General features: G+C 63.3%; 1 protein-coding gene. It reads left to right on the top strand.

Annotation, left to right across the window (positions count from 1 at the left end; all coding sequences use genetic code 11):
- The coding region (locus tag GIR22_RS25695; protein WP_154746079.1) for a non-ribosomal peptide synthetase at nt 1–3,309 on the top strand (3,309 nt) is incomplete at both ends.

Here is a 3,309-nt window from a genome sequence, read left to right as displayed (position 1 = left end):
GGGAATTACTCGGGGGCTTCAACCCGCCCTACGCCCATTTTCCTGAGAGAATGCTGCTGCAAGAGTGGTTCGAGCAGCATGTACGGGCACGCCCGAACGCCAGCGCCGTACAGGCCGACGGCGTCAGCCTCAGCTACGCGCAACTGAATGCCCGGGCCAACCGCATCGCTCACCGGCTGATCGCCGCCGGTTTACGCCCGGATGAACGGGTGGCGCTGCTGGTTGAACGCAGCCCGGAAATGATCATTGGCATCCTCGCCATTCTCAAGGCAGGCGGTGCCTACGTGCCGCTCGACCCAAACTATCCGCAGGATCGCTTGCAGCACATGCTTGGCGACAGTGCGCCACGCGTCCTGCTGAGCCAGGGCAACCTGGCCGAACAACTGCCACCGCTGCAGATTACCCACCTGTTGCTGGAGGACCCGGCTGACGGCGATGACAGCAACCCGGTGGTCGAGGGTTTGACCTCCCGGCACCTGGCCTACGTGATATACACCTCCGGTTCCACCGGCAAACCCAAAGGCGTAATGCTGGAGCACCGTTCGGTGTGCAACCAGATCGGCGCGCTGCAAGAACGCTATGGCCTGAATCCTCAAGACCGCGTCCTGCAATTTGCCAGCATGACCTTCGACATGTCCGTGGAAGAGATCTTTGGCGCCCTGCTGTCCGGTGCCACACTGGTACTGCGCAGCGATGCCTGGATTGCCAGCACCAGCGCTTTCGCCGCGCTGTGCGAGCAGCACAAGATCACCGTGGCCAACCTGCCGACGGTGTTCTGGCAACAAGTCAGCCGCGATCAGCACGTGCCGCTGCCGACCTCCCTGCGTCAGTTCATGATCGGCGGCGAAGCGGTCGGCAAACAGGCCGTGGCCCAGTGGTTCGCCCGTGCAAGCCACCGTCCGGCGCTGTTCAACGCCTACGGCCCGACCGAGGCCACCGTCAACGCTTCGATTCGCCTGATGGAAAACGACAACGACGATTTCCGCTCAATCGGCATACCCGTGCGCAACACCCAGCTGCATGTGCTGGACAGCGCCGGGGCCCTTGCACCGTTAGGCGTGGCCGGGGAGCTGCATATCGGCGGCGTGGGTGTCGCTCGTGGCTACCTCAATCGAGAAGAACTGAGCGCCGAAAAGTTTATCCGCGACCCGTTCACCACCGACCCGGACGCACGCCTTTACAAGACCGGCGACCTCGGCCGCTGGCGCGCAGACGGCACTCTTGAATACCTCGGTCGCAATGACGACCAGGTGAAGATCCGAGGTTTTCGCGTCGAGCTGGGGGAAATCGAAGCGGTGCTCGCCGCTGTTGCCGGCGTGCGCGAAGCCGTGGTGGTTGCCCAGGAAAGCAAACCGGGACAATCCGACAGCAAGCGTTTGATCGCCTACCTGTGTGGTGAACCGGTGCCGGTGGAGCAATTGCGCGCCGCGTTGCTGGAGTCGCTGCCCGACTACATGGTGCCCAGCGCCTACGTGCACCTTGAAGCCCTGCCACTGACGCCTAACGGCAAACTCGACCGCCGCGCCCTGCCCGCGCCGGGGCAGGATGCCTTCGCCAGTCGGGCCTATGAAGCGCCACGCGGCGAGATCGAACACGTGGTCGCAAGCGTCTGGCAAGACTTGCTGGGGATTGAAAAAGTCGGCCGTCACGACCGTTTCTTCGAACTCGGTGGGCATTCGCTGCTGGCCGTGAGCTTGATTGATCGCCTGCGCCAGCACGGCCTGCGTGCCACGGTACGCACCGTATTCACCGCCCCGAGCCTGCGTGAAATGGCCCAAGCCCTGAGCCACGGCAGTGAAGTGCTGTTCCAGGCGCCAGCCAACCGCATCCCGGCCGATTGCACGGCACTGACCCCAGGCATGTTGCCGCTGGTAGAGATGACGCAAGCACAGCTGGACCGTATCGTCAGCGCCGTTCCCGGTGGCGCCACGAATATCCAGGACATCTACCCGCTGGCCCCGCTGCAACAAGGCATTCTGTTTCATCACTTGCTGGGGCATGAAGGCGACGCCTATCTGGTGCGCTCGATGATCGAATTCGACGATCGCCAACGCCTCGACGCCTTTGTCGACGCCATGCAGGTGGTGATCAATCGCCATGACATTCTGCGCAGCGCAGTGCATTGGGTCGGCCTGCCGCAAGCCGTCCAGGTGGTGCACCGCCAGGCGCTGTTGCCGGTACACACCCTTACGTTGCTGACCGATGAAGACCCGCGCACGCAACTGGAACGCTTGAGCGATCCACGGCAGTTGCGCCTGGACTTGCAGCAGGCGCCGCTGATGCGGGCCTGTATCGCCCAGGACCCGCAGTCCGGACGCTGGTTACTGGCACTGCTCGATCACCACATGATCAGCGACCACGTGTCACTGGGGATTGTGCTCGAAGAAATCCAGGCCCTATTGCAAGGCCACGGCGCCAGCTTGCCGGTGCCGCTGCCGTATCGCGAGTTTGTCGCGCAGATTCTGGCGACGTCGCCTCAGGTCCACGAAGCTTACTTCCAAAACCGCCTGGCCAGTGTCGATACGCCCACCGCGCCGTTTGGTGTTCTGGATGTGCAGGGCGACGGTGCCCAAGTTTTCGAAACCAGCAGCCGTCTTGACCCAGCCCTGGGCCAGAGAATCCGTGCCCAGGCGCGCAGCGCCGGGGTGACGCCGGCCGTGCTGTTCCATATTGCCTGGGCCCAGGTGCTAGGGCGCTGCACCGACCGTGACGATGTGGTATTCGGCACCGTGGTCGCCGGTCGACTGCAAGGTTCAGCAGGCGCCGATCGAGCCCTGGGGGTGTTCATCAATACTCTGCCGGTGCGGGTGAAGTTGGCCGAGTTCGGCGTCCATGCACTCGTCGACGAAACCTACCGCGACCTCAGCGAATTGTTGTCCCACGAACAGGCGTCCCTGGCCCTGGCCCAGCGCTGCAGCGGTGTCGCCTCGGGCTTGCCGTTGTTCACCACGTTATTCAATTATCGGCATCAAACCGATGGCGGCTCCCTGGCCAACGAAGAACACGTCCTGGCCTGGGATGGCGTGCGCTTCCTGAGCAACGAAGCCCGCACCAACTACCCGATTGAAGTCGCGGTGGCGGATGAAGGGAACGACTTCACCGTGACGGCCCAGGCCATTGCCGGCATTGACCCGCAGCGAATAGCAGCCTATCTCGCACAGGCCGTCGCTGCATTGGTCGAAGCGCTTGAACAGACCCCTGAGTGCCTGGCCAGTCGCCTGGACATCGTGCCCGCAGCCGAGCGTCAATTGCTGCTCAACGAGTTCAATCACACCGCCAGCGATTTCGGCGTGCCCCAGCCAGTCCATG

The organism is Pseudomonas karstica (assembly GCF_009707515.1).
GTDB classification, from domain to species: domain Bacteria; phylum Pseudomonadota; class Gammaproteobacteria; order Pseudomonadales; family Pseudomonadaceae; genus Aquipseudomonas; species Aquipseudomonas karstica.
Note: the sequence above shows the minus strand (reverse complement) of the source record. Positions and strands in the feature narration are given on the sequence as shown.